This is a genomic window from uncultured Campylobacter sp., assembly GCF_938045775.1.
In the GTDB taxonomy this organism is placed as follows: domain Bacteria; phylum Campylobacterota; class Campylobacteria; order Campylobacterales; family Campylobacteraceae; genus Campylobacter_B.
This window is the reverse complement of sequence record NZ_CALIBH010000263.1, coordinates 1-1,044: the sequence shown is the minus strand read 5'-3', so window position 1 is coordinate 1,044 and position 1,044 is coordinate 1. Positions and strand designations below refer to the sequence as shown.

Annotated in this window: 1 protein-coding gene and 1 pseudogene; one reads left to right on the top strand and one right to left on the bottom strand. The window is 45.1% G+C overall.

Going from position 1 to position 1,044, the window contains the following annotated elements:
- Window positions 1-382: pseudogene (locus Q0238_RS10945) on the bottom strand (2-iminoacetate synthase ThiH); the annotation flags it as partial.
- A 220-nt stretch (window positions 383-602) separates the two neighbouring features.
- Between Q0238_RS10945 and Q0238_RS10940 the strand changes: the two are divergent.
- Window positions 603-1,044: tetratricopeptide repeat protein (locus Q0238_RS10940; protein ID WP_297945983.1), on the top strand; the 442-nt coding region annotated here is incomplete at its 3' end.

The window sequence follows — 1,044 nt, the reverse complement described above, 5'->3', positions numbered from 1 at the left end:
CCGCTATCGCCTCAAACTCCGCCTTTAGCTGCGCTTCATCGAGCCTTGCGCGTGCGATTTTGTTTTTGCAGTTAAAGCCGCAGTAAACGCAGAGATTGTCGCAGTAGTTTGAGATATAAATCGGCGTGAAAACGGCAACGTTGCTGCCGAAATGCGTCGCCTTTTCGCACGCCGCAGCTTGCGCGATCTGCTCCAAATGCTTGCCCGCACGCACGCTCAGTAGCGCGGCGAAATCGCGTAGACTTCTATTTTTCGCGCCGATCGCCCTTTGCACGTCAGCCTCGCTCGCCTCTTCGCAAAAGCCCTCGCGCAGAGCGAGCGTGTGCTCCATCATCTCGCTTCCGATATCCTCCATGCCCGCTATATAGCCGGTTCCCATCATCTTTAAAATTTTCCTTTTAAATTTTCATTTAAATTCCACTCGGCACGCTTTTGTGCGAAAATTCTTGCCGCGCAAATTTCTCATCATTTGGTCTAAAGGTGCATTTTAGCAGGATTTAGGTAAAAAATTGCAAAACGAGGGGGCGCCTATTCGTATTTTAAATTTTAGTGATTATTAAAAGATGAAAGAATATACTTTCGTAAAATTTAAAGGAAAAGTAATGAAAAAAATCATCTTAGCTTTAGCCCTATTTGGCTCTGTGGCTTTTAGTGAAACGGAGTTTCAATCGCTAAGAAAACAATTTGAGCAAAAGTGCGAAGCAGGCGATTTTGAGGCTTGCAGTTACGCCGGCGCTATTTATAAAAATCCGACCTTGTTCGGGGGAAACGCATCCGATAGGGATTATAAAAAAGCACTTTACTACTTTAAAAAGGCTTGCGACGGAAACGATTATGTAGCTTGCTCGGATTTGGGAGCAATGTATCATGGTGGCAAAGGGGTGAAAAAAGATTATAAAAAGGCTGTCGAACTATTCGATAAAGCTTGCGACGGCGGATATACAGACGGCTGCAACAATTTAGGTTATATGTATGCAAATGGTAAAGGGGTTAAAATGGATATGACGCGGGCTATGGGATATGCCAGAAGAGCCTGCGATGCGG